Genomic DNA, 25,123 nt, shown 5'->3' on the forward strand with positions numbered 1-25,123 from the left:
AGCAAGCCCATGACGATCAACCCGGAACTGCGCAAGCGGGTCGACGCGATCCTCGACACCTTCATCAAGGACTTCTACGAGACGGTCCCGTTCGCCCAGCACCAGAAGAGCGCCGCCGAACTCAACCTGGACTACTACAAGCGCCACAACATCGAGACGATCCTGCGGCTGCGCCGCAAGCGCACCATCGACGCGCTGGCCATCAAGTACTTCACCAAGGTCGACCCGGTGCAGGCCAAGGCGTGGGCGCACTACACCGACGACGAGATGCTGCACGACCGGCTGTTCGCCGCGGACCTCGCCAAGGTGGGCGTCACCAAGGACCAGATCTACTCCACCGAGCCGATGCTCTCCACCAAGCTGCTCACCGGGTACCTCCAGTACGGGATGGAGTTCGAGGACAGCCCGCTCGCGCTGATCACCAGCGTGTACTTCGTGGAGTACGTCACCACGCGCACCCAGCCCGAATGGCTGGACAACCTGGAGAGCGTCCTCGGCCAGGAGAACGTGAAGGGCGCGCGCGCCCACGTCAACACCGATCTCGACGACGACCACGACGACTTCGTGTGGCGGGTGATGTCCACCCTCGTCACGACGGACGCGGACGAGCAGAAGGTCGTCGAGCACCTCAACCACGTCTACTGGCTGTGGAAGCTCTACTTCGTCGAGCTGCACCAGCTCACGGTGCTCGGCCGCACCGAGGGGCAGATCCCGCTGCCCACCGCCGCCGACGTCTGAGCGGGGTCGTCCGTGCCGGACAACGACCGGGCCGCACGGCCGAGCGGGCGGCAGGGAGTCGAGGTGATCGCCCTGCCGCCCGGCCGGGAGCTGGCGACCGAGACCGAGAAGTGGATCGTGGACGGCCTGGTGGAGACCATGCCCGGCCTGCAGACCCGTCAGCTGTTCACGCTCCGCCGCGACATGCTGACCGAGGCCGACTACGTCGTCGTCGGGGTGGACCGGGAGCGCGACCGCGTCGTCTCGCTGCTCACGTCCCACTGGGCGGAGATTCCCTCGGGGCGCTCCTGCCTGCACGTCATGATCCAGTTCGTGGGCGACAAGTACCGCAACGGGCCGGTCTTCGGTGAGAGCTGGTCCGTCCACTTCGCCCGGCTGCTGGCCGAGGGCCGGCCCTTCCCCGAGGTGATCGCGCTCAAGACGTACAACCCCGTGGTGCACTGTGCGATGTCGGCGTTCAGCGGGCATCCGGACATCAGCATGTACCCGGATCTGGCGGGCAAGGACGACAGCCGGGCGGCGCTGGCCGCCGAGGTGGCCGCGGCGCTCGCGCCCGGCGCCGCCTTCGACGCGGCCAGGGGCGTCTTCCCGGACATCGGCCGCCCGCGCGACCTCTACCGGGAGCGGCCCGCCAGTTACGTCCCCGAGGCGAACGCCTACTTCGAGCAGCACGCGGCGCCCGGGGACCGGGTGCTGTGCATGCTGCACGTCCCCACCCGGGACGGAGCGCACTCGATCCTCGCGGCCCTGGGCGTGCCGCTGCCCTCCGGGCGCGGCTGAGGCCCGTACCGGACCTCGGAACTCGGAACTCGGATCTCCAGGAACGCGAGACAGCCATGGCAGACGTCGTCTTCCCCTCCGACTACGCGCAGGCCCGCGCGGACTTCCTCAGTGCCGCCGAAGCGGCGGGCGCACGGCTGAGGACGTTCGAACTGCCGGGGCACCGAGGGCCGGACGGCGGTGAACTGCACGTCGACACGGCCTACGTGGGTCCGGCCGGTCCGGAGAAGCTGCTGGTGACGGTCTCCGGGACGCACGGCATCGAGGGCTTCTGCGGCTCTGCGTGCCAGACCGGGATCCTGCTGCGCGAGGGGATGGCGCGGGAGGCGGGGCCGGGGACCGGGGTGCTGCTGGTGCACGCCCTCAATCCGTACGGCTTCGCGTACCTGCGGCGCGTCAACGAGGACAACGTCGACCTCAACCGGAACTTCGTCGACCACGGGGCCCCGCCGCACAACGACGCGTACGACGCCGTCCACGCGGCGCTGGCGGCGCCGGACTCCACCGCGTTCTCCCCGCGCGAGCTGGTGGCCGGCCTGAACGCGCTCCGCGACCGGCTCGGCCCGCAGATGCTGCAGGAGGCCGTGACCCGGGGCCAGTACCGGCACGCCGACGGCCTGTTCTACGGCGGGCTGCGGCCCGCCTGGTCCCAGCGGGTGTTCCGGACGGTGGTCGCCGAGCAGATCGCCGGCGCCGCGCACGTCGCCTACATCGACCTGCACACGGGGCTCGGTGAGCGCGGTGTCGGCGAACCCATCTTCCGCGGCGGCCGGGACGCCCGCGCCCACGAGCGGGCCCGGCGCTGGTACGGGGACGCGCTCACCGCCTCGGAGCTGGGCACGTCCTCGTCCACGCCCATCGTGGGCAACACCGCGACCGCGGTGGCCGACGGACTGGGGCCCGGCGGCCGGCTCACGGCCATCACCCTGGAGTTCGGCACGCAGCCCGGTCCCGAGGTGCTGCTGGCGTTGTGCGCGGACGCCTGGCTGCACCGCCGCCACGCGCCGGCCGAGGCGGTCCGCTCCGAACTCAAGCAGCTGATGCGTGCGGCGTTCTGCCCCGCGCAGGACGCCGCGTGGCGCGAACGGATCGCCCGGCGGGCGCGCGAGGTGTTCGCCCAGGCCCTCGCCGGTCTCGCGGACGCGAAGCCGGGGGACGCCGGATGACCGCGCGTGGCAGGAAATCGTGGACGGACGTCAGTCTGGCCACTGTCGCCCCGGCCTGCCCCACCGCAGAGTAATCCCATGGCAAGCAGCGATTCCCCCTCTGCAGTGAACGAGACGGAGCCGGAGCCCGTGCACGTCGGCGTCAAGACGGTCTGGCGGGAGTCACCGACCGCAGTGAAGTCCCTGCTCGTCGGCACCGCGGTGAACAGACTCGGCGGCTTCATCCAGGTCTTCATGGTGCTGTACATGACGCAGCGCGGGTTCTCCGACACCCAGGCCGGCGTCGCACTCGGCGTCTACGGCGCGGGGACCGTGCTGGGGGTGCTGACCGGCGGCTGGATGTCCGACCGGGTCGGTCCGCGGCTGACCATCATGTCGACGCTGGTGGGCTCGGCCCTGCTGTTCCCCGCGGTCCTCTACCTGGACGACTATCCGGCGATCCTGGCGGTCATCGGGGTCGGCGCGGCCCTGAGCCAGGCGTACCGTCCCGCCTCGACGAGCATGATCAGCCAGCTCATCCCCGCCGAACGCCAGGTCATGATCTTCGCCATGGTCCGGCTGGCGATCAACCTCGGCACGACGGCGGCCCCGCTGCTGGGCGCGGCCCTGGTCCAGGTGTCGTGGGACTTCCTCTTCTGGGGCGAGGCCGTGGCGATCCTGGTCTTCGCGACCGTGGCCGGGGTGACGCTGCCCCGCGGCCCGGGTGCGGCCGGGGAGAAGGGGGCCGGCCAGGCCCCGGAGGCCGGGGCCGCGGGCGTCCGCAAGCCGAGCTACCTGGCCGTGCTGGCGGACGGCCGCTACCTGCTGTTCCTGCTCGCGATGTTCGCGAGCTCGGTGATCTACATCCAGTACGTTTCGACCCTTCCGCTGACGGTAAAGCACCTCGGCTTCGGCACCGGTGTGTACGCGGCGATGGTCGCGTTGAACGGCGCACTCGTCATCACCTGCGAGCTGCTGGTGGCCAAGGTGGTGCAGCGCTGGCCGGCCAGGATCGCGGTGATCGCCGGTGTGGCCCTGACGGGCATCGGGATGAGCCTGTACGCACTGCCCTGGGGGATCGCCGCGCTGGTGATCGCGACCCTCGTCTGGTCGCTCGGCGAGATCATCGGCTATCCGACGCTCTTCTTCGCCTATCCGGCGCAGGCCGGACCGCCCGAGCTGCGCGGCCGCTACCTGGGCGCGTCGAACTCGCTGTACGGACTCGGCACCGCGGTGGGCCCGTTCCTCGGCGTCATGCTGTGGAACCGGTTCGGGGACGGCCTGTGGCTCGGGTGCGGGGCGCTCGGGCTGCTCGCGGTGGGCGCCGCCTGGCTGGGTGTGCGCCCCACGGGCGCCGCCGACCGCAAGCCGCCGCGCACGGAGCCGGACGACCGCGCGGGGTCCGGCGAAGGCCTCGGCACCGGCACCGGCACGGAGGCCACCGTCGGCACGTGAGGCAGGCAGCGCCCCCGCACTACTCAGGAGGAAAAGAAATGCCCCGCTACGCGATCCTCGTCGACCCCTACTCCGGCGCGGCCGAGTACGCGAACGCCTTCCGGGCGCGAGACATCGAACCGGTGGCCGTGCTCAGCACGCCCGGCCCGCTCAACTCCTACCGGCGCACCTGGAATCCGGACGCCTTCTTCCGTACGCACCACCACGACGGGGACTTCGACGAGCTCGTCCGGACGGTGAAGGAGTACGACCCCGTCGCCATCGTCCCGGGCAACGAGTCCGCGGTCATGCTGGTCGACGCGCTGATCGAGGAGCTGATGCCGGGCACGGGCAACGTGTTCGAGCTGTCCGAAGCCCGCCGTGACAAATGGCCCATGGGCCAGGCGGTCGCCGCGGCCGGCATTCCGCATCTGCGGCAGATCGCCACCGACGACCCCGAAGAGGTCGCCGCGTGGATCCGGGACAACGGCCTCCAGGGCCGGCCGCTCGTGCTCAAGCCCCGCCGCAGCGGGGGCACGGACGACGTGCACAAGGTCGGCGCGCGGGAGGACTGGCGGCCGTACTTCGACCGCCTCCTCGGTTCGGTCAACCGCTTCGACATCCGCAACGACACCGTCCTGGTGCAGGAGTTCGCCGAGGGGACGGAGTACATCGTCGACACGTACTCGGTCGACGGGAAGTTCGGGCTGGTCTCGGTCAGCCGCTACAGCAAGTCGGCGAAGAACGACAGGATCGGGATCTACGACGCGGTCGACTACCTGGCCCCGCAGGACCCGATCGCGATCGCGCTGGGCGAGTACACCCGGCGGGTGGCGCAGGCGGTCGGAGTCCGTACCGGCTGCACGCACACGGAGGTCATGCTGACGGCCGACGGCCCCCGGCTGATCGAGACGGCCGCGCGGCTGGCCGGAAGCTGTCTGCAGTACTCGGCACGGCTGGCGACCGGGGACTGCCAGATCGACCGCACGGTCCGCCACCACCTCGACGGTACGTTCACCCCCGGGTACGAGATCGTGCAGCCGGTGCGCGTGGTGTGGCTGTCCAGTCCGCGCGAGGGGATCCTGCGCAACGCCGAGGCGCTGGACGCGGTCCGGGCCCTGCCGACCTTCCAGCGGCTGGGTCTGCCGTACGCCAACGGTGAGCTGGTGCCGTGCACGGAGGATCTGTTCACCAGCCTGGGCTGGGTCATTCTCGGCGGACCGAGTCAGGAATCCGTTGACGCGGACACGGTCCGTGTCAAGGAGATCGAGGCGCGGCTGACCGTGGAGCCCGTCTGACAACAGGGCGAGGCGGGGTGGGGAGCGGGAAGGGGCGGGGTGGTTATTCGGACACCCCGCCCCTTTCCGTATGGGACGAGAGTCCTATGGTGAGGGCGAATTCACCCGACTAATGTAACCCTCAACCTGATCAAATGCGGTGGGAATATGCAACGTAATGTTGCCGGGTGGCCAAGAGGGCGAGGGCAGACGGTGGAGCCGGTTGCGTGGGTCGGGATGAGTTCTCCAGAGCACGAGAGGATCATCGGCTGGCAGGCCCCACCACTGAAATTCGGGGTCGGCGCCACGCGGGACATCGGATACGAACTGCGCAGGGCCGGCGTCCGGTCGGTCCTGCTGGTGACCGACCGGGTGCTGGCGGGCCTCGGCCTGCCGGCCCGGGTCGCCAAGCTCATCGAGCAGGAGGGGATCGCGGTCTCGGTCTTCGACCGCGCCCGGGTGGAACCCACCGACGAGAGCGTCACCCAGGCCGCCCGCGAACTGGCGTCCCTCCGGGTGGACGGGTACGTCGGCCTCGGGGGCGGCAGCGCGATCGACACCGCCAAGATGCTGAACCTGCTGCTCACTTACCCCGGCCGGTCGGTACGCGACTATCTGAACGCGCCGATAGGCGCCGGAGCCAGGATCCCCGGCCCGCTGAAGCCGCTGGTTGCCGTGCCCACCACGGCCGGGAGCGGGAGCGAGTGCACCGCCATGGTCGCCCTCGGCGTCTCGGGCCTGAACGTGAAGACGGGGATCAGCGACCTGCGGCTGCTGCCGACCCTGGCGCTGATCGACCCCGCCAACACCCTCACGCTGCCGCCGGCGGTCACCGCTTCCTCGGGGTACGACGTGCTGACGCACGCCTGCGAGTCGTATACGGCCCGCCCCTACGACCGGCGTCCGCCCTACCCCACTCCCGGGGACCGGCCGCTGTACGTCGGCGCCAACCCGATCAGCGACGTGTGGGTGGAGCAGGCACTGAGGCTGGTCGGCCGCTACCTCCGGCGGGCCGTGCTGAACCCCGACGACCTGGAAGCCCGTATCGGAATGAGCCAGGCTGCGAGCTATGCGGGAATGGGGTTCGGCAATGCGGGAACCCACATTCCGCACGCCTGCGCCTATCCGATAGCCGGACTGGTACGCGATTACCGGCCGGAGGGATATTCGGTCGATCACGCAATGGTGCCGCACGGCGCCGCGGTCGTCTCCACCGCACCCGCGGCATTCGAATTCACCTATCCGACATCTCCCGAACGCCACCTGCGCGCGGCCGAACTGCTCGGTGCGAATCTGGCCGGAGTATCAACGTCCCATGGTGCGGATGTACTTCCGGCCACTCTGCAACGGCTGGTGTCGGATACGGGCGGTCCAGGCGGCCTTGCGTCGTTCGGCTATTCGGGCAAGGATCTCCCTGCACTTGTCGATGGTGCGCTCAAACAGCAGCGCCTGCTGGTGTGCTGCCCCCGCCACGTCGCCGCTCGTGATCTGGAAAGAGTCCTCGGCGGTTCGATGGCCGGCTGACGACGAGTGCTGCGGTCCCCCATGCAAGGAGCTTGAGACCCCCGTGAGCGAAGCAGACTTAACCGAGTACACGGCCGTCATCGCGGGAAAGAAGGTACCCGCGGCGGCGTGGATCGACGTCCTCGATCCCTCGAACGGCCGCCCGTTCGCGCGAGTGGCCCGCTGCGGCGCCGCCGAGGTCGCGGACGCCGTGGAAGCGGCCCGGCAGACGTACGAGTCCACCTGGCGGTTCGCCACGGTGGCGGAGCGGTCCGGGGTCTGCCGCCGGATCGCCGCGGCGATCCGCGCCGAGCGCCGGGAACTGGCCCGGCTGGAGACCCTCGACACCGGCAAGCCGCTCAGCCAGTCGCTGGTCGATGCCGATGTCGCAGCACGCTACTTCGACTTCTACGCCGGCGCCGTGGAGGCACTGGGCGGCGAAACGATCCTGCATCAGGCGGACCGGTTCGCCTTCACCCTGCGGGAACCGTACGGCGTGTGCGGGCACATCATCCCGTGGAACTACCCCCTGCAGATCGCCGCCCGGACCGTCGCACCCGCCCTCGCGGCCGGAAACTGCTGCGTTCTCAAGCCGGCCGAGGACGCGCCGTTGACCTCGCTGCGCCTGGCGGAGATCGTCCTGGAAGCGGGGCTCCCGGCGGGCGCGCTGAACGTGGTGCCGGGCTACGGGGAGGAGGCGGGCGCCGCGCTGGCCGCGCATCCCGGCGTGGACCGCCTGGCCTTCACCGGTTCGCGGGAGATCGGCGAGGCCGTGATGACCGCGGCCGCGCGGAACATCGTGCCGGTCACCCTGGAGCTCGGCGGCAAGTCGCCGCACATCGTGCTCCCCGACGCCGACACCGCACGTGCGGTACCGCTGATCGTCGACTCGATCACCGAGCACGCGGGGCAGAACTGTTCGGCCGGAAGCCGGCTGCTCGTCCACCGGTCCGTGCACGAGGAGCTGGTGGCGGCCCTCGCGGACGCGTTCCGCGCCCTGCGCATCGGCCCGGGCATCGGCGATCCGGACATGGGACCGCTCATCTCCGCGAAACAGCGCGACAGGGTGCTCGGCTACCTGGCGGAGGGCGCCCGGCAGGGAGCGGTCCGCGCCGGCGGCGGCGTGCCCGAGGGCGAGGGCTACGCCGGAGGGTTCTATGTGGAGCCCACCCTCCTGGACCACGTGACACCGGAGCACCGCGTGTTCAACGAGGAGATCTTCGGCCCCGTCCTGTGCGTCACGGTCTTCGACGCACTGGACGAAGCGGTCGAGCTCGCGGAGCACACCACCTACGGGCTGGCCGCCGGTGTCTGGACCTCCGACGTGACCACCGCCCACTGGCTCGCCCAGCGGCTGCGGGTGGGGCAGGTGTTCGTGAACAACTACAGCGCGGCGGGAGGCGTGGAGCTTCCCTTCGGGGGATACAAGCGCTCGGGCATAGGCGTGGAGAAGGGGCTGGAGGCGCTGCGCGAATACACGCGGTGCAAGACAGTGGCCATACACACGCAGCTTCCTTCTTGATCCCTCACCGAAAAGAGCGGTTCGGTTATCACATCTGCATTAAGGGAGTGCACCTGATGGCACGTGTCGTGCAGAGGCGAGTCGTGGAGTTGAATGGCAAGAGCTGCTGCGAATTCTGCGGTGCGCCACCGCAGCCCGTTACGGCTCTGGCCGAAGCGGTCGACAGGATGCACAAGGCCCTCGGCGAGGTGCAGGACGCACTGGAAGCCCAGGAACAGATGATCGAGGACCTGCGCACGGACACCGGGGACGAGCAGGAGGCGGGCCCTGGCCCCACCGCCCTCCCCGCGGATCCGACATCCCGGGAACCCCTTTCCTCCCTGACGGCGCGCGAGCGGGAGATCCTGGTCCTCGTCTCCCAGGGGAAGTCGAACCGGCGGGTGGCCAGTTCGCTCGGCATATCGGAGAAGACCGTGCGGAATCATTTGTCCGCCGTCTTCTCCAAGGTGGGCGCCTCCGATCGCACACAAGCCGTCGTCATGGGAATCCGCGGCGGTATCGTCTCCATCGGCGAGTGATTGCGGGATCCATGCCGTCAGTGTGCGGGAGCTTTTGGCCACCTGACAGGGGTGGGACTGTCAGAACACCACGAATCCCTGCCACATTGGATCCCATGCTGAAGAACGTAGCCGCGGTGCTACTCGACAACGTCCACCCCTTCGAGCTGGGCGTCGTATGCGAAGTGTTCGGGATCGACCGCCAGGAGGAGGGGCTGCCCGCCTACGACTTCGCGCTCGTCGCCGCGGAATCCTCGTCCGTGCGAGCGGTCCCCGGATTCACCATCAGCACGCCGTACGGCCTCGACCGGCTCGCGGACGCGGACCTCATCGCGATCCCCGTGGGGGACGACTTCCACACCAGGGACTTCCCGCCGGAACTCCTCGAAGCCCTGCGCCAGGCAGTGGCGCGCGGCGCCCGGGTGCTCAGCGTCTGCGTCGGGGCCTTCGTCCTGGCCGCCGCCGGGCTGCTGGACGGGCGGCGCTGCACCACGCACTGGCGGTACGCCGACGCTCTCGCCGCACGCTACCCGAAGGCGGAGGTCGAGCCGGGAGTGCTGTACGTCGACGAGGATCCGGTGTTCACCTCGGCCGGCACCTCCGCGGGCATCGACGCGGCCCTCCACCTGGTGCGCAAGCTCCAGGGCAGCGACGTCGCCAACGCCATCGCCCGGCGCATGGTCGTCCCCCCGCACCGGGACGGCGGCCAGGCCCAGTACATCGAGAGGCCGGTGGCGGAGTACCGCGAGGACGGCGTGCGCGACGTCCTGGCCTGGGCCGAGGAACACCTGGACCAGGAGATCAGCGTGGAGCAGCTGTCGGCGCTGGCGTGCATGTCGCCGCGCACCTTCGCCCGGCGCTTCCGCATGGAGACCGGCACCACCCCGTACCGCTGGCTGCTGGCGCAGCGGGTACTGAGCGCCCAGCGGCTCCTCGAGAACACGGACGAGACGATGGAGGCGGTGGCCGCCCGCACGGGATTTCCCAACGCGGCCGCTCTGCGCCACCAGTTCGTGCGCTCGCTGGGCACCACCCCGAACGCCTACCGGCGCGCCTTCCGGGGCTCTCTCACCTGATACGGACACTCACCGGGCGCCTGCCCGGGCGAACAGGAGGACGGGAATGCTGCGCATCGCGATAATCGGCGCCACCGGCGCCGTGGGCAGGGAGTGCCTGGCCCTGCTCGACAGCGGGATCGTGCCGGTGGAACAGGTGGTGCCGGTCGGCTCGGCGCGCAGCGTCGGCCGGGACCTGGGCGCCGAACTCGCGCTGTCCCTGCCCCTGGCCCCGCTGGTCACGGTCGAGGATCTCGACCCCCGGGGTCTGGACGTGGCCGTCTTCTGCGCGGGCGTGGACGTCAGCAACCGGGAGGCGGAGCGGCTGGCCGCGGCCGGTGTGCTGATCGTCGACAACAGTTCCGCGTTCCGGATGCGGCCCGACGTCCCGCTCGTCGTACCGCAGGTCAACCCCGGCGCCCTCGCGGTACGGCCGGCCTCCGGCCTCGTGGCGAATCCGAACTGCTCGACCATCCAACTGGTGCGCGCCCTCCAGCCGCTGCACGAACTCGCCTCGCTGGAGAGCGTCGTGGTGGCCACCTACCAGGCGGCGTCGGGGGGTGGCCTGCGGGGGCTGGAGGAACTGGCCGCGGGATCCCGGACGGTCCTGGACGACCCCGGGGCGCAGGGAGAGCCGGGCGGGCGGTTCGGGCAGCCGCTGCCCTTCAGCCTCGTGCCCGAGATCGGTCTCCAGGACGATTCCGGGCTCACCCACGAGGAACGCAAACTCGTCCGCGAACCGCGCAAGATACTCGGCCTGCCCGAGCTGCGGGTGAGCGCCACGGCGGTGCGGGTGCCGGTCTTCCACTGCCACTCCGAGGCGGTGCACGTCAGGCTGCGCGAGCCGGTCACCACGGCGGCCGTCGAGAAGGCGCTGACGGCCACCCCGGGGCTGCGGGTCTACTCCCGGTCGGACAGCCCCTCGTACCCGATGCCCCGCTCCGTCTTCGCGCGGCCCGAGGACCGGGCGCTGGTCCACGTCGGCCGGATCCGGGTCGAGCCGCAGGACCCGCGGGCCGTGGCGGTGTGGGTGGTCGCCGACAACCTGTGGGTGGGGGCGGCGCTGAACGCCCTGCAGATCGTGGAACTCGCCATGGAGAAGGGGTGGCTGGGTTGACCGGCGCCGGCGCCGGACCGGACCGGGGCCCGCTGGTGGTCAAGTTCGGCGGTTCGGCGTTCGCCGACCTGGACGGCTACACCCGCGTGGCCCGGTACACGGCCGGTCGGGTGGCCGACGAGAAGCGGCCCGTGGTCGTCGTGGTGAGTGCGATGTCCGGCACCACGGGCAGGCTCCAGCAGACCCTCGACGTGCTGGCCGACGATCCGCCCGCACCGGTCGCCGCCATGCTGCTGACCAGCGGCGAGACGGTGAGCGTCGCCCTGCTCGCGGCCGCGCTCGATGCCGAGGGCGTCCCGGCGCTGGCGCTGTCCGCGGGCGGCACCGGGCTGCTGGGCGAGGGGCCGGCCGACCGGGCGAGGCTGGTCCGGGCCGACCCCGCGGTGCTGCTGTCGGGTCTGGAGGACTGCCCGGTCCTGGTCGTCCCGGGCGGGCAGGCGGTCGACGCGGCCGGCCGGACCGTGATGCTGGGACGCAACAGCTCCGACCTGTCGGCGGCGGCGATGGCCGCGGCGCTGGGCGCCGGCACCTGCGTGCTCTTCTCCGACGTGCCCGGAGTGTGCACCGCGGACCCCTATCTGGTGCCGGCCGCGCGGACGCTGCCCGCGATCAGCTACGAGGGGGTGCGGCGGATGTCGCGGCACGGCGCCAAGGTCGTCCACGAGAGCGCCGTGGACTGGGCGCAGCGCGGGGACGTGCGGCTGCACTGCCGCCCCTTCCCGTGGACCGGCGGCGCGGGCGGGGACGGGACCGTGGTGGGAGAGGGTCCCGAGGCGGCCGCGGTCGTGGCGCACAAGGGCAGCGACGTCTGGCGCTTCCGGTCCGGGCCGGAGCGCCGGGCTGCGGCCCGGGGGCTGCTGGCGGAGGGGCTGCGGACCACGGAGTTCGACTCGGCGAGCGGCACCTACCTGGTGGCGCCGGCCGGGGTCCGGGGTACGGCGCACCACCTCGGCGCCGGGCGGCGGCACGACGGCCTGTGCCTGATCACCACGGTGCGCGCCGACGGCCGGGCCGAGCACGTCCTGGTGTCCCGCGCCGACGCGGACGCCGAGGCCCGACGGTGCCACGCCCTGCTCTACCCGGACGCGGACGCGGACCCGGACGCGGTGGGCGCCGCGGGCCCGGCCATACCGGCACCGGTCAAGGCGCGCTCCCCGCACAGCGACGTCCTGTTCGGCTCCCGGCCGGTCCCGGCGGCGGGGGACGGCGCGCGCTGAGCGCCCCGGGTTCGACATGCGGACGCACGCGGGGGTCGGAAGACTGGAGGCATGGCAGACAGCGCAGTACTCGTGGGCGGCCCGGACGACCTGTCCGATCGGATCGTCGCGGCCCCCGCCCCCGGAGAAGACCTGAAGATCCCGCACCGTGGCGGATACGAGCACTTCAAGCCCACGTCGCGGCGCCAGGACAGCCCGCAGGGGCAGCTGCCCGTATACGAGTGGTGGGAGCGGACGGAGATCGCCGAATAGCAGCAGTGGCCGGTACCGCGCACCCGGATGCATCCTGGAGACAGGGTGGAGCCGGGGTGTGAGGAGGCATGTCATGACACACGCCGAGGAATGGAAGGTGGGCGTCTACCTGATCGAGGAGGGCGGTACGACCAAGGCCCGGGCGGTGCTCGACAAGGACGGAAAGTCGACGATGGTCGGCCGCGGTGCGGCGCACTGCAATCCGCAGGACGTGGACGTCCCCGCGATCGGTGACGAGCTCGCCGCGAGCCGGGCCATGCGGGACCTGGCCGGTCAGCTGATGCGCGCGGCCGACCGGGACCTGGCCGCGATGGGCGCCGTACCCCCCGATCCGCGCACGGGTTACGGATGGCCGGAAGACGCCGACACCTGAGCCAACTCTCCACGTTTTTACCGCAGTTGTTAACGCGGGATTGGCCTGACTGTGCGTGAATGGCCAACCGGGCGGTGGATGCTGCCGCTTCGAGGGTGACACGGCGTGCTGGGGGGCATGGGTGGTTGTCGGGGAGAGACCGGTCGTCGAGGAGCCCCGGCTGGCCGTCCGGCGCCGGTCGTCCGGTTCGTGGTCGCGGCGGGGCCTGCTGTTGTTCTTCCTGCCGGCGCTGGCCACCGTACTGACGGGGCTGGCCACGCTGGCGGTGTCGGGCAATCTGCTGCTGCCCTTCGAGAGCGTCGTCGTCCTCGAGGGCAAGATGGCCTCCAAGCGGGACTTCTTCGAGGACGAGGAGGTCCAGCGGATCCTGCTGAAACACCGCGTGAAGGTCCACGTCACCAGTTCGGGCTCGCGCGAGGTCGCCCTGCGGGACCTCGCCGCCTTCGACTTCGTCTTCCCCTCCGGTCAGCCGGCCGGGGACCTGATCACCGGCGTCCGCGGGGCGGCCGGCCAGTACGCCAAGGTGCACCGGCCGTTCGTGAGCCCCCTGGTGCTCGCGACCTACCGGGAGTACGCCGAGACCCTGCACGACGCCGGCATCGCCACCCCGCTCCCCGCCCAGGGGGCGGACCAGCCGCTCTACTACGCGCTGGACATGCAGAAGTTCCTCGACAACATCGACCGGGGACAGCGCTGGAACGACCTCGGCATCCGCCGGCACGGGATCTCCAACGCCAACCGGATCGTCGCCCAGAGCCCCGACGTGTGCAGCTCCAACTCGGCCGGGACCTACCTGGCGCTGGTCTCCTTCACCTGGCGCGGCGACGGCCCCGACGTTCCCTCCACCACGCAGGAGGCGACCATCCGGGCGAACTCCGTCAAGCACCTCATGGAGCAGGGCCTGCCCGCCGCCGACGTGTTCCGGACGTACCTCTCGCCCGAGGGCAAGGGCATCGCCCCCGTGGTCGTGGCGTACGAGCACCAGTACCTCACCTACCAGGTCCGGTACCGCTCCGAGTCCGACCGGCTCGACTCCGAGCGGGTTCTGCTCTACCCCTCCACCCAGTTCGTCACCCAGCCCCAGTTCATCGCGCTGAACACCGAGGGCGGCGAAAGGCTCGGCGATCTCATCGTCAAGGACCCGGAGTTGCGCCGGCGCGCGATGGAGCTGGGCTTCCGGATCCTGGACCCGGCGGGCGAGGTCGCCGGCGACCAGCTGTCGCGCTTCCTGACCGAGCGGCACGTCCCGGTGCCCGCCCTGCGCGCGGACGACACCCGCTCGCCCATGCCCCGCATCCGCCCGCTGGAGCAGATGATCTCCGTCGTGGGCGACTGCCCGCCCGCCCCGCTCCCGGACGGGGCGCCGTGACGGCCCGGCCCGGGAACGGCCGGCTCCGCCGCCGGACGCCGGCCGCGCTCGCCCTGGCGGCCTGCCTGTGCGTCCTGGCCGCGCTCACCTCCTGCACCGGGGACGGGGACGAGCCGGTGACCCTGCGGGTGCTCGCGAGCTCCGAACTCGCCGACATGGAGCCCCTGTTGGACGAGCTGCACCGCGACACCGGCATCACGCTGGCGATGGAGTACCAGGGCACCGTCGAGGCCACCGCCTCCCTGGTCGGCGGCCCCTACCGGCACGACCTCGCCTGGCTCTCCTCCTCCCGGCCCTTCCAGCTCCTGCTGAAGGAGGCCGGCCGCCGGCCCGACGGTCCGCTGTCGACGAGCACCATGCGCTCCCCCGTCGCCGTCGGCCTCAAGCCCGAGGTGGCCGAGCGGCTGCGGCGGACGGCCCCCGACGGGCAGCTGTCGTGGGCGGACCTGGCGGACGCCGCGGCGGCCGGCACGCTGAAGTACGCCATGGCCGATCCCCGGAGTTCGAACAGCGGGCTCGCCGCACTGGTGGGCGTCGCGACCGCGGCCGCGGGGACGGGTGGCGCGCTGCGCCCCGAGGACGTCTCCTGCGACCGGCTGCGCGGCTTCTTCGCCGGGCACGCGGTGACCGAGGACTCCTCCGGCCGCCTCACCGACGCGTACGCCCGGGGCGAGGACGGCCTCGACGGGCTGATCACCTACGAGTCCGAGCTGCTCGCGCTCAACCGGGCGGGCACCCTGCGCGTGCCCTTGGAGCTGGTCTACCCGAAGGACGGCATCGTGCTGTCCGACTATCCGCTGATGCTGCTGGATCCGGCCAAGCGGGCCGCGTACGACCGGCTGACGGCCTGGCTGCGGAGCGAGCCGGTCCAGCGGAAGATCATGGAACGTACGCTGCGCCGGCCGGTCGACCCCGGCCTCACGCGCGTGCCCAGCCTGCGCGCCCCGCTCGGCAACGCCCTGTACTTCCCGGACAGCCAGGCCGTCGTCGACCGGCTGCTGGCCGACTACGCCGAGGCGCGCAGCGGCCGCCCGGCGCGGGTGATCTTCCTGCTGGACTTCTCCGGGTCCATGCGCGGCGAGCGGATCGCGGGCCTGCGCACCACGATGGCCGGGCTCAGCGGCGCGGACGGCTCCCGTTCCGGCAAGTTCGCCCGGTTCCACCAGGGCGAGACCGTCACGGTGGTGCGCTTCGGCGGCCGCGTCCTGGACGAGCAGACCGTGACGTACACGGGCGCCGCCGACCTGGAACGGCTGCGCGCGACGGTCGCCGACGACGGCTTCGACGCGAGCACCGCCGTATGGTCGGCCCTCGACCACGGCTACCGGACGGCGGCCGACGCGGTGGCGAAGGACGCCGGACAGCGCGTCTCCATCGTGCTCATGACCGACGGGGAGAACAACGCCGGGATGAGCCTCGACGCGTTCCTCGCCCGGTACGCGGCCCTGCCGCCGGCCGCCCGCGCCGTGCGCACGTACACCGTCCGGTACGGCGAGGCGGACCCGCGGGAGCTCGACCGGGCCGCCCGGGCCACCGGCGGGCACATGGCCGATGCCACCGGGCAGTCCCTCCTCAATGCCTTCAAGGAGATCCGTGGGTGTCACGAGTGAAGCGTGGTGGGCCGTGTGGTGGCCCTGGATGCTGCTGTGGGCGGCCACCGGGACGGGCCTCGCGGCGCTCCTGGCCGTGGCGGTGCTGCGGCTGGTCCGGACCCGGCGGGCCGCCGCCCAGGACCTCACCGACGGCATCTGCTTCTACCTGCACGACAAGACGGTCATGGACCACTACCAGATGCGCGGGTACACGGCCGCCCTGCGCAAGGAGGTCGAACAGCGCACCAGCGACAGCAAGGACGGCACCGTCCGCGCCAAGGTCTTCGGCGTCGGCGCGGACGGCGGCCGCAAGGAGAACACCGAGATCGTCAGCCGCTACCTGGAGGTCGCGGAACCGATCACGGTGATCGGCCTGATCATGAAGGTGCTGGAGGAGAAGCGCGTCATCGTGCACGTCGACCTCCCGAGCCAGTCCGTCACCCGCAGCCCCGCCCTGCTGCGCACGGCCTCCGGCGCGCAGGGCGATGTCCGGCTGCGCGACATCGAGGGCTTCGTCCTGATCCGGGGCCGGTTCCGGGCGACCGGCGACGACCCGGAGCGCGCCGGCTCCACCGTGTTCCTCGCCCCGTACGGGGATCCGGCCGACCCGTCCCGGGACCCCCGGGTCCGGGTCACCTGCGCCACGGAGGGGCTGCGCAACCAGGTCCCCCGGGGCACCTTCTCGGCCCGCTGCCTGGGCAAGGTCCAGGAGTGGAACCCGGACGAAGGGGTCCTCGAAGTCCAGGCGATGGCGATCTTCCGCTAGGCGGTGCCCGCCGCGGCGTGCACCCGGCCCTGTTCCGCCGGGGCCGCCCCTGCGAACGTCGTGGCCAGCCGGCGCATCCCCTCCCCGATGCCGGCCGGTCCGTGGGTGGCGAAGGACATCCGGAGCGTGGCCGGGTCGGGGCGCCCGGCGAAGAACGGGGCGCCGGGCACGTAGGCGACGTCCCGGGCCACGGCGTGCGGGAGCAGGGCCGCCGCGTCCCAGCCGTCGGGCAGCCGGACCCAGACGAACATCCCGCCGTCGGGACGGCTCCAGGTGCTGCCGGCGGGCAGCACCTGCGGCAGCGCCTCGAGCAGGGTGTCGCAGCGTTCGCGGTACAGGTCCCGGACCCGCTCCAGCCGGGCGTCGAGGTCGTGGTTGCGGAGGTAGCGGGCCGCGGCCGCCTGGTCGACGGTCGAACTGTGCAGGTCGAGGGCCTGCTTGGCGAGTACGGCGGCCCGGCGCAGCCCGGGCGGCCCGTGCAGCCAGCCCAGCCGCATGCCCGGTGCCACCACTTTGGAGAGGCTGCCGAGCAGCACGGTCCGGTCCGCGGCGCCCTCCAGGGCGGAGATCCACGGCAGCCGGGCGCCGCGGAAGCGCAGTTCGCCGTACGGATCGTCCTCGGCGATCCAGAACCCGCGCGCCGAGGCCAGGCGGGCCACCTCCCGGCGCCGGTCCAGCGGCAGGGTGTGCCCGGTCGGGTTCTGGAAGTCGGGCACCAGGTAGAGCAGCTTGGGCCGCTCGCGCTCCACGGCGTCCGCCAGGGCTTCGACGTCGATGCCGTGCCGGTCCGTGGGCACCGGGACCACACGCGCACCCGCGTAGCCGAAGCACTGCAGAGCGGCCAGGTACGTGGGCTCCTCGACGAGCACGGTGTCGCCCGGTTCGAGCAGGACGGTCGCCAGCAGGGTGAGGGCCTGCTGCGCGCCGGTGGTGACGAGGAGGCCGTCCGGACGGGCGGCGAGCCCGCCCCGGACCAGCCGCGCGGCGACCGCCTCGCGCAGGTCGGGGTCCCCCTCCGTGACGGAGTACTGCAGGACACGGAGCGGGGCCTCGCGCAGCACCTGGTCGTACGCGGCGCGGATGCCGTCCGTGTCGATCAGTTCCGAGGCGGGCAGGCCGCCCGCGAAGGAGATCACCTCGGGCCGGGCGGTGAGCGCGAGGGCCTCGCGGATCACCGAGCTGCCGGCCGCGTCGGTCCGGCCGGCCAGTCCGGGCGGCGGGACGCGCCTACGCATGGCGCGCCTCGATTTCGCGGCCGATCCGCGTGGTCACCTCGGCCGTGAACCGGGCCGTGGTCCCCCGGCCGCCGAGGTCGGGGGTGGCCGCGCTGCTGCGCAGCGCGCCGGCCAGGGCCCGGCGCAGCACGGCGGCCGGTGCCCCGTGCCCGAGGTGGTCGAGCATCATGGCCAGGGACAGGAGGGCGGCGTACGGGTTGGCCACCCCCTTCCCGGCGATGTCGGGGGCACTGCCGTGCACCGGTTCGAAGAGGGCGAACTCCGTCTCGGGGCAGATGCTCGCGCTCGCGGCGAGGCCGAGACCGCCCATCAGCGCGGCGCCGATGTCGCTGATGATGTCGCCGAAGAGGTTGGAGGTGACGACGCCCTCGTACGGGGACGGATCGCGCACGAGGTTGTAGCAGAAGGAGTCGACGTACTCCTCGGATCCCTCCAGTTGCGGGAAGTCCTCCAGCTCACGGCGGAACACCTCCTGCCACAGCCTCCCGGTGTGCGGTACGGCGTTGGACTTGTGGACGAGCACGACGCGCCCCCGCTGTCCCTCGGCGAGGCGGCGCAGGCAGTACCGGACGAACTTCTCCACCGTGGGGCGGGTGTACACGCACTCGTCGATCGCGACTCCGGCCAGCCCGCCCTGCAGCACCGTGCCGCCGACCCCTGAGTAGAGCCCCTGGGTGTTCTCGCGGTAGACGTCGACCAGGCCCGTCGGCAGGGTCAGCGGGCGGTGGTTGACGTAGAGGTCGAGTCCTCTGCGCATGCCGAGGAGGATGTCCCGGCCGTGGGCCATGTCGGGGATCCTGGGATCGCCCAGGGCGCCCAGGAACACGGCCGCGTACTGCTCCGACAGCATGTCGAGCGCCCCCTCGGGGAGCCCCACGCCGCTGCTCAGCCACTGGTCCGCGCCCCAGTCGAAGACCTCGTACCCGATCCCGAGGCCGAACTCCCCGCTGAGCTGGTCCAGGACCTCGAGGGCCGGCGGGACGACCTCCCGGCCGATGCCGTCACCGGGGACCACCGCTATCTTCATGAGCCCGTCCGCATCGGGAACATGTCCTCCACCGAGCTGAGCCGGCCCGCGATGGCGCTGGCGGCGACGACGTAGGGCGAGGCCAGGTAGACCTGCCCGGGCCCGGAACGTCCGGGGAAGTTGCGGTTCTGGGCGCTGACGGTCACCTCGGCCGCGTTTTCGGAGACCCCTGGACCGGCGTTGATGCACGCTCCGCAGGAGGGGGGCAGGACCGTCACGCCGACCTCCGAGAAGAGCTCGAGGTAGCCGCGCTCCGACGCGTACCGCATCACGGCCTCGCTGCCGACCTGGATGAACGCCTGCACGTCGGCGGGCACGCGCGCGCCGCGGGCCCGGGCCCGCTCGAACACGCTGGCGTACATGTCCATGTCGTCGGCCTTGCCGCCGGTGCAGGAGCCGCCGTAGATCTTGTCGACCTTCACCTCCTCGCGGATGGTGGCGAGGGGGACGGAGTTCCGCGGGTCGCCGGGCAGGGCCACCATGGGCTCGGTCCCGGCCAGTTCGATGTCGACGACCGAGGCGTAGGCGGCGTTCTCGTCCGAGGTGAGGGCGCTGCCGGGCGGCTCCGCGGGATCGCGCCGGGCCAGGTGGGCGCGGGTGATCGCGTCGGGCTCGAACAGGGCGGTCATGCCGCCCGCCTCGACGGCCATGTTGCACAGGGTGGCGCGTTCGTCCATGGACAGCCCGGCGCAGCCGGGTCCGGTGAACAGGAGGACCTTGCCGAGGGTCTGGCTGCCTTCGATGGCGGGATGCCGCAGCAGGCCGAGCATGACGTCCTTCGCGCAGACGCCGGGGCGCAGTGCGCCGAGCAGGTTGATCCGGATCACGGCCGGGACCTTCAGCAGGATCTCGCGGTTGTACCAGGAGTTGGCGATGTCCGTGGCGCCCACGCCGAAGGCGAACGCGCCCACGGCGCCGGCCGTGCAGGTGTGGCTGTCGGTGCCGATGATCACGTCGCCGGGCCGGGCGACGTGTTCGACGATGTGGTTGTGGCAGATCGCGCGGCTGCCGCCGTCCGGCGCGGGACCGATGAAGTTGCCGCCGCTGAGGGCGGCGAACTCCTGTTGCCGGCTGCCGAGGTTCTCCACCCGTTCGATCAGCTCGGCGCCGTTCGCGCGCCGGGCCAGCACCGGCGCGGCCAGCGACAGGTGGTCCTGGAAGAAGTACACGGACTGCGGGTCCGCCAGGACGGCGCCGGGGCCGAACTGCTGGGTGAACATGCCCGCGGCCATGGGGGTGACGTACTCGTGGGAGAAGCGGACGTCCGTCCTCACGAAGTAGGACTGGCCGATCCGCACGCTCGCGTCCGCCGGCAGCGGGTTGCGGTCCGAGAGCCGGCTCTGGATGATCTTCTCGACCACGTTGAGGGGGCGGTCGGCCTCGAACGCGGGCTCGATGCGGGATCCGGTCCGGTTGAAGCCGAAGAGTCCTCCGAGGTCGACGACGGCGCGCTCGATCTCGTTGGCCCGGCGGGTGAAGGCCTCCAGCGGCAGTTCCTCACCCGCGAGCAGCGCGTCGAGGAGCTCGAAGTCGTCGCAGGTGACGATGCCGACGTTGCGGCAGTTCTGTTCGTAGATCCGCTCGAAGGACCGGGCGAAGACCACTTCGACGCCCGCGTACTTCTCTGCGTAGACGGCGTGTTCCCGGGAGGAGCCGCAGCCCTTCGCCTCACCGCTGACGATGATCTGCGGGCCGAAGGCGCGCAGGGCGCCCTCGCCGACCCGCTTGCCGCGCAGGCCCAGGTAGGCGTAGTCGCCGAGCTTCTCGTCGTACCAGTAGCAGCACCAGCCGGGGATCATCTCGTCCGTGGAGATGTTGTTCATGAGCGGGGTGCGCAGCAGCTGGGCCGTGGTGAGGCGGCTGCTGCCGTCCAGCTGGGCGGCGAGCGCGTCCGTGTCCTCGGTCACGACGAGGACGCTGCCCCGGAGGCGGATCGTGCGGCGCTCGGCGGCGCCGTCCGTGATGTCACTCGGCGGTCGCAATGATCTGCCTTATCTGCTCGTCGGTGAGGGGGCCGCGGGTGGACTTGGCCTTCGCCAGCACCTTCTTGAGGTAGGCGGCGTTGGAGCTGTCGTAACCGTTGACGGTGAGCCAGTACTTGACGTTGTTGGTGCCGGACGCCTCGTCGATGAGCACCTCTTGTTCCCGGCCCAGGAAGCTCGCGGGGACGCTGGAGTACACGCTGTCCTTGACGAGCAGGTTTCCCTTCTCGTGGGCCTTGAGGATCGCGGAGGCGTGCACCCCGGCACTCGTCTTGAACACGTCGCGGCCCAGGGCGGGATAGTTCTGCGGGATGTCGACTCCCAGCACGGGCGCCGCGTAGTCGCAGTAGTCGCGCAGCGCCTTGAGGTCGTAGCTGTCGTGCCCGTCCAGGTGGGTGTTGACGATGAGCTGGTCCAGGGAGGCGTTCCCGGCCCGCTCCCCGATGCCCAGGACGGTTCCGTGGACGCGCTCGCAGCCCAGGGCGAGGGCGGTGAGCGAGTTGGCCAGGGCCAGTCCGCGGTCGTTGTGGCCGTGCCATTCGAAGGCGACCGGATGGCCGCGGTCCAGGAAGTAGCGCCGGGACCAGTGGATGAGCGAGGCCGCGCCGCCCGGTAGGGCGGCGCCCACGGTGTCGCACAGGGTGAGGCGGGCCACCCCGGATTCGACGGCCGCGTCGTACACCCCCGCGAGCACCTCCGGGGTGCACCGTACGGCGTCCTCGAGGACCAGGACGAACTCCACTCCCTCGCGCCGGCAGGCGACGGCGGACTCGCGGACGTGGCGCTGGATGGTGGCGAGGTCCCAGTCCTCCACGTACTGGCGGATGGGGCTGACACCGATGAACAGGTAGGCGTCGACGGGCACCGAGGCCTGCTGGGCTATCTCGCAGATCGCGTCGATGTCCGCCGGGTGCGTACGCCCCGCGTAGCCCTGGACGAGGGGGAGCCGGTTCTCGGCGATGTACCGGGCGATCTCCACGCATTCCTTCAGGGCGACCGGGTCCGATCCGGGGAAGCCGAGGTCCGCCGAGTGGACGCCGGTGCGGGCCATGTGCTCCACCAGCGTCAGCTTCTGCTCCAGCGACGGGTTGCGGATGTTCGGAGCCTGGAGCCCGTCGCGCAGCGTCTCGTCGAAGAGTTTCCCCGTGTACGCCGGCGCCGGGGTGGCCGGCACCCCTTCGACGCTGTTCCAGTTGAACCAGACGTCGGGGCTGGGGTGCGCATTGCGGCCGGTGTTGCTGTTCACTGCGACCTCCGCGTGCTCTGGTGGTGGTACGGGAAGAAGGGCAGGTTCCGGCGGTCATTCCTGCCAGGCGGGAAGGGGCCCGGGACGGGGGCTGAGCGAGACGGGCAGGCTGCTCATGCCCGTGAGGAAGTTCGAGTAGATGCGCTGCTCCGCGCCGGTCTGCTCGATGGAGCCGACGAAGGTCCGCAGGGCGTCGAGCATCGCGGTGATCTCGACCCGGCCGAGATAGGCGCCCAGGCAGAAGTGCGGGCCGTAGCCGAGCGAGAGGTGCTTGTTCGGGGTCCGGGCGAGGTCGAAGCGGTGCGGGTCGGTGAAGACGCGCTCGTCGCGGTTGGCGGCGCAGAGCCAGAGGGTGACCAGGTCGCCCTTGGCGATGGTGCGGCCGTGCAGTTCGACGTCGTCGGTGGCGGCCCGGCCGAAGTGCAGGGTGGGGGTGGTCCAGCGCAGGACCTCCTCGGTGGCCTCCTTGAGCGGGGCCGTGCCCTCCCGCAGCGCCTGCCACTGCCCGGCGTCGTGGGCCAGCATCCGCACGGCGCCGATCATGGAGAGGCGGCTGGTCTCGTCACCGCCCATGATCAGGCTGTAGCAGTTGAGGACGACGGCGTCGTCGTCCAGCAGCGTGGACCCCGCGGGCTCCGTCGCCATCAGGCTGATGGCGTCGGTACCGGGGTGCAGGCGGCGGTGGCGGACCAGATCGTGGAAGTACATGAGCAGTTCGGCGCGGGCGAGGCGGTCCTCGCCCTCCTGGAGGCTGGCGTAGTCCGACGCCAGGGCCGACTTGGTCAGGGTGAGGATGTACTCCCGGTCGGACTCGGGCACGGCCAGCAGGTCGCAGATGGTGGCGAGCGGCACGTACGAGGCGATGTCCTGGGCGAAGTCGCAACCCCCGTTCTCCAGCGCCTCGGTGACGAGCCGCCGGCTGGTCCGGCGCACCTGCCGCACCACGCCCTCCAGGGCGCGCGGGGAGAACGCCTTGAGCAGGAGGGTGCGCAGGGCGGTGTGGTGCGGCCCGTCCGTGACGGCGAGCATGCTCCCGGCCCCGCTGTCACCGCCGTGCAGCATGGTGGCGAGCACGTTGCCGCGCTCCGAGGTGAAGCGGGTGGAGTCGCGCAGGACGGCCGAGACGTCGGCGTGCCGGGTGAGGACCCAGAAGCCGGGGGTGTCGGTGCCGCCCGGGTGCCAGTGGACCGGGTCCTCCCGGCGCAGGTGCGCCCAGACCTCGTCCAGGCCGTCGGGGGGCAGGTGGGTGAGCGGGTCGGTCAGGTCCGGGACGGTGGCGGGGGCTGAGGTCATGGTGCGGCGGGCTCCTCGCTCGGCTCGCGGGCGGGGGTCACGCGGCGGGCGGGACGGTGCCGGCCAGGCTGTGCGGCCGCATGTCGGTCCAGTGCTCCTCGACGTAGTCCAGGCAGGACTGGCGGCCCGCCGCGCCGTGGACGGGGCGCCAGCCGGCGGGCACGTCGGTGGCGGCCGGCCACAGCGAGTGCTGCCCCTCGTCGTTGACCAGGACCAGGTAGGAGGCGTCGTCGTTCTCGAAGGGGTTGCTCATGGGGTGTCCCTCTCACATGGGCGCGGGGCCGGCAGGGCGGCGTGGCGCGGCGGTGCCGCCGGTGCGGATACGGCGCGGTGTCCCGCCGGCCGCGCGGCGGACCGGATGGCGGAAGCCGCCGGTGCGGGCAACGGCCCCGGGGCCGGGGCCCCGGTGACGGGGCCTCACGGACGGCCGGACGGCCGGCCCGGGCGGTGGAAGTGCGGCTACCCGCACCGTCGTGGTGCGGGTACCCGTACCTCTTCATCGTTGTTCAGACCTCACGCCGCGGGCAAGAAGTTTCCCTGCAAGGAAAAAGCCCAGTTCACGACCGCTTGGCCGTGGGAACGTCCACGGGGGTCAGCAGCTGGGTGAGGTGCCGGGACGAGGCCTCCCAGGACCACTCCTCCTCGACCCAGCGCCGTCCGGCGGCGCCCATCGCCGCACGGCCCGGGGAGACCAGCAGTTCGGCCAGGGCGTCCGCGACCGCGGTCACGTCCTGGCCGTCGACGACCCTGCCGGTCCGCCCGTCGAGGACCGCGTCCGGGGCCCCGCCGGAGTCCCCCGCGAGCACGGGCAGACCGGTCGCGGACGCCTCCAGGAACACGATGCCGAGGCCCTCCGCCTCCAGTCCCGCCCGGCGCGTGCGGCACGGCATGGCGAACACGTCGGCCGCCGCGTAACAGGCGGGCGTCTCGGCGTGTTCGAGCCCGCCGGCGAACACCACCGACCCCGGGGCGTGCCGGTCGGCGAGCCGGCGCAGCCGCCGCTCGTCCGGTCCCCGGCCCACCACCAGCAGGGCCGCGTCCGGCACCATCCGCCGGATCAGCGGCATGGCGCGGATGAGGGTGTCCTGCCCCTTGCGCGGGACCAGCCGGGCCACGCACAGGATGACCGTGCGGTGCTGCAGCCCGTACCGCCGGCGCAGTGTGCGGCCGGTGGTGAGGTCGGGGCGGAACACGTCCGAGTCCACTCCCGGCACCAGGCGGCTCATCCGGGCGCGCGGCCCCAGCGCCGGGGCGATGCGGGCCCGGGTGTACTCCCCGAGGTACGTCACCACGTCCACGCTGTCGCCCACCCGCCGCAGGAGGCGGCGTGCGCCCGGTACGCGGGCCCACCAGATCTCGTGGCCGTGCGTGGTGGCGACGATCCGGCGGATCCCGGCGCGGCGCAGGGCCGGTGCCATCGCCGCCAGCGGGGCGGCGGCCCCGAACCAGACGCGGTCGCAGCCGTGCCGGCGGGCGATGTCCAGAGCACGGGCCGTGGCCCGGCGCGTCGGTAACAGGGTGCGGGCGGAGTCCCGTATGACCGGGAAGGGCAGGGTGGCGTCGTACGCGGCGGCGCCGGGCTCGGAGGAGGTGTAGACGACGACGTCGTTGTCCGGCACGCGGGCGGCCATGGCGTGCACGAAGGTCTCGATGCCTCCCTGCCGGGGCGGGAAGTCGTTGGTGATGATCAGAGTGGTGCCCAT

23 protein-coding genes are annotated in these 25,123 nt (G+C 71.9%); 16 read left to right on the forward strand and 7 right to left on the reverse strand.

All coding sequences use genetic code 11. The annotated features are described in order from the left end of the window. The first annotated feature begins 9 nt into the window (after positions 1-9). From ACIPUC_RS10815 to ACIPUC_RS10890, 16 genes are all read left to right on the forward strand, one after another. Positions 10-738: a hypothetical protein gene (locus tag ACIPUC_RS10815; RefSeq protein ID WP_446588533.1), complete on the forward strand. Its 729-nt coding sequence runs from the start codon at positions 10-12 to the stop codon at positions 736-738. A 12-nt stretch (positions 739-750) separates the two neighbouring features. After that, complete coding sequence (locus ACIPUC_RS10820) at positions 751-1,518, forward strand: hypothetical protein (protein ID WP_446588535.1); 768 nt, start codon at positions 751-753, stop codon at positions 1,516-1,518. A 56-nt stretch (positions 1,519-1,574) separates the two neighbouring features. Beyond that, the gene (locus ACIPUC_RS10825; RefSeq protein WP_446588537.1) at positions 1,575-2,684 is read left to right on the forward strand and encodes a M14 family metallopeptidase; all 1,110 of its coding nucleotides are present in this window, start codon (positions 1,575-1,577) and stop codon (positions 2,682-2,684) included. Positions 2,685-2,762: 78 nt separating this feature from the next. Then, positions 2,763-4,118: an MFS transporter gene (locus ACIPUC_RS10830; RefSeq protein ID WP_446588539.1), complete on the forward strand. Its 1,356-nt coding sequence runs from the start codon at positions 2,763-2,765 to the stop codon at positions 4,116-4,118. A 38-nt stretch (positions 4,119-4,156) separates the two neighbouring features. Next, a complete protein-coding gene (locus tag ACIPUC_RS10835; RefSeq protein ID WP_446588541.1) occupies positions 4,157-5,395 on the forward strand; it encodes an ATP-grasp domain-containing protein in 1,239 nt (412 codons plus the stop codon). Positions 5,396-5,587: 192 nt separating this feature from the next. Beyond that, positions 5,588-6,898, forward strand: a complete 1,311-nt coding sequence (locus ACIPUC_RS10840; RefSeq protein WP_446588543.1) for a hydroxyacid-oxoacid transhydrogenase — start codon at positions 5,588-5,590, stop codon at positions 6,896-6,898. A gap of 43 nt (positions 6,899-6,941) precedes the next feature. Then, positions 6,942-8,399 carry an aldehyde dehydrogenase family protein gene (locus ACIPUC_RS10845; RefSeq protein ID WP_446588545.1) on the forward strand — a complete coding sequence of 486 codons (1,458 nt, stop codon included), beginning with the start codon at positions 6,942-6,944 and terminating at the stop codon, positions 8,397-8,399. Positions 8,400-8,455: 56 nt separating this feature from the next. Continuing rightward, positions 8,456-8,917, forward strand: coding sequence for a LuxR C-terminal-related transcriptional regulator (locus ACIPUC_RS10850; RefSeq protein WP_446588547.1), 462 nt, complete (start codon positions 8,456-8,458; stop codon positions 8,915-8,917). A 95-nt stretch (positions 8,918-9,012) separates the two neighbouring features. Further along, on the forward strand, positions 9,013-9,972 hold the full coding sequence (locus tag ACIPUC_RS10855) for a GlxA family transcriptional regulator (RefSeq protein WP_446588549.1): 960 nt from the start codon (positions 9,013-9,015) through the stop codon (positions 9,970-9,972). Between the two features lie 46 nt (positions 9,973-10,018). Beyond that, positions 10,019-11,068 (forward strand): aspartate-semialdehyde dehydrogenase, encoded by a 1,050-nt coding sequence (locus tag ACIPUC_RS10860; protein ID WP_446588551.1) that lies wholly within the window; start codon positions 10,019-10,021, stop codon positions 11,066-11,068. Continuing rightward, positions 11,056-12,285 carry an amino acid kinase family protein gene (locus ACIPUC_RS10865; RefSeq protein WP_446588553.1) on the forward strand — a complete coding sequence of 410 codons (1,230 nt, stop codon included), beginning with the start codon at positions 11,056-11,058 and terminating at the stop codon, positions 12,283-12,285. The genes ACIPUC_RS10860 and ACIPUC_RS10865 overlap by 13 nt, the downstream gene beginning before the upstream one ends. Positions 12,286-12,336: 51 nt before the next feature. Further along, positions 12,337-12,537, forward strand: a complete 201-nt coding sequence (locus tag ACIPUC_RS10870) for a DUF5988 family protein (protein ID WP_446588555.1) — start codon at positions 12,337-12,339, stop codon at positions 12,535-12,537. 73 nt (positions 12,538-12,610) lie between these two features. Further along, positions 12,611-12,910, forward strand: coding sequence for a DUF1876 domain-containing protein (locus ACIPUC_RS10875; protein ID WP_446588557.1), 300 nt, complete (start codon positions 12,611-12,613; stop codon positions 12,908-12,910). A gap of 121 nt (positions 12,911-13,031) precedes the next feature. Beyond that, a complete protein-coding gene (locus tag ACIPUC_RS10880; RefSeq protein ID WP_446588559.1) occupies positions 13,032-14,279 on the forward strand; it encodes a hypothetical protein in 1,248 nt (415 codons plus the stop codon). Continuing rightward, a complete protein-coding gene (locus ACIPUC_RS10885) occupies positions 14,276-15,889 on the forward strand; it encodes a substrate-binding domain-containing protein (protein ID WP_446588561.1) in 1,614 nt (537 codons plus the stop codon). The genes ACIPUC_RS10880 and ACIPUC_RS10885 overlap by 4 nt, the downstream gene beginning before the upstream one ends. Then, the gene (locus tag ACIPUC_RS10890; RefSeq protein ID WP_446588562.1) at positions 15,873-16,637 is read left to right on the forward strand and encodes a hypothetical protein; all 765 of its coding nucleotides are present in this window, start codon (positions 15,873-15,875) and stop codon (positions 16,635-16,637) included. Before ACIPUC_RS10885 ends, ACIPUC_RS10890 begins: the two co-directional genes overlap by 17 nt. On the opposite strand, the gene ACIPUC_RS10895 is transcribed toward ACIPUC_RS10890, so the two are convergent. The 7 genes from ACIPUC_RS10895 to ACIPUC_RS10925 all read right to left on the reverse strand — a co-directional run bounded on the left by ACIPUC_RS10895 (position 16,634) and on the right by ACIPUC_RS10925 (position 25,123). Continuing rightward, a complete protein-coding gene (locus tag ACIPUC_RS10895; RefSeq protein WP_446588564.1) occupies positions 16,634-17,872 on the reverse strand; it encodes an aminotransferase-like domain-containing protein in 1,239 nt (412 codons plus the stop codon). The genes ACIPUC_RS10890 and ACIPUC_RS10895 overlap by 4 nt on opposite strands. Next, positions 17,865-18,899, reverse strand: a complete 1,035-nt coding sequence (locus ACIPUC_RS10900) for an isocitrate/isopropylmalate dehydrogenase family protein (RefSeq protein ID WP_446588566.1) — start codon at positions 18,897-18,899, stop codon at positions 17,865-17,867. The genes ACIPUC_RS10895 and ACIPUC_RS10900 overlap by 8 nt, the downstream gene beginning before the upstream one ends. Beyond that, positions 18,896-20,881 carry an aconitase family protein gene (locus tag ACIPUC_RS10905; protein WP_446588568.1) on the reverse strand — a complete coding sequence of 662 codons (1,986 nt, stop codon included), beginning with the start codon at positions 20,879-20,881 and terminating at the stop codon, positions 18,896-18,898. The genes ACIPUC_RS10900 and ACIPUC_RS10905 overlap by 4 nt, the downstream gene beginning before the upstream one ends. Beyond that, positions 20,865-22,127 carry a LeuA family protein gene (locus ACIPUC_RS10910; protein WP_446588570.1) on the reverse strand — a complete coding sequence of 421 codons (1,263 nt, stop codon included), beginning with the start codon at positions 22,125-22,127 and terminating at the stop codon, positions 20,865-20,867. The genes ACIPUC_RS10905 and ACIPUC_RS10910 overlap by 17 nt, the downstream gene beginning before the upstream one ends. A 54-nt stretch (positions 22,128-22,181) precedes the next feature. Then, entirely contained in the window at positions 22,182-23,420 is a 1,239-nt protein-coding gene (locus ACIPUC_RS10915) for a cytochrome P450 (RefSeq protein ID WP_446588572.1), read from the reverse strand. Positions 23,421-23,457: 37 nt separating this feature from the next. Further along, a complete protein-coding gene (locus ACIPUC_RS10920) occupies positions 23,458-23,673 on the reverse strand; it encodes an MbtH family protein (RefSeq protein ID WP_446588574.1) in 216 nt (71 codons plus the stop codon). 304 nt (positions 23,674-23,977) lie between these two features. Further along, on the reverse strand, positions 23,978-25,123 hold the full coding sequence (locus ACIPUC_RS10925) for a glycosyltransferase family 4 protein (protein WP_446588576.1): 1,146 nt from the start codon (positions 25,121-25,123) through the stop codon (positions 23,978-23,980).

It is taken from the genome of Streptomyces sp. LARHCF249 (assembly GCF_052871255.1).